Source organism: Vibrio sp. 1288, assembly GCF_033344475.1.
Genome location: NZ_JAWPOX010001106.1, coordinates 1 through 523 on the forward strand (window position 1 = coordinate 1; position 523 = coordinate 523).

1 protein-coding gene is annotated in these 523 nt (G+C 49.3%); it reads left to right on the forward strand.

The window, feature by feature from the left end:
- On the forward strand, positions 1-523 hold a 523-nt coding region (locus R8O11_RS31145), incomplete at both ends, for an alanine:cation symporter family protein (RefSeq protein ID WP_318195381.1).

A 523-nucleotide genomic window follows, 5' to 3' on the forward strand; every position in this document is an offset into this window, starting at 1 on the left:
TGTATTCTCAAACCTAGAGAAACTACCAGATGTATTGATGCTGATCTTCAAGAGCGCATTCGGTCTGCAAGAAGCTGCAGCGGGTGGTCTTGGTTATGCGATTGCACAAGCAATGATCAACGGTATCAAACGTGGTCTATTCTCGAACGAAGCGGGTATGGGTTCTGCGCCTAACGCGGCAGCGTCGGCAACGCCTTACCCACCGCACCCAGCATCTCAAGGTTACGTTCAGATGCTAGGCGTGTTCATGGATACGATCGTTATCTGTTCTGCAACAGTAGCGATTATCCTGATGTCGGGCGAGTATGTAGGTCAAGCAACGGAAGTTACTGGTATTGAGCTAACTCAGCGTGCATTGAGCTCGCAAGTGGGTGATTGGGGCGGCATCTTTGTTACAGTTGCAATCTTCTTCTTCGCGTTTACTTCAATCATCGCGAACTACTCTTACGCAGAAACGAACCTGATCTTCTTGGAGCACAACCATAAAGCTGGTCTAAGCATCTTCCGCGTTGTGGTTCTGGGC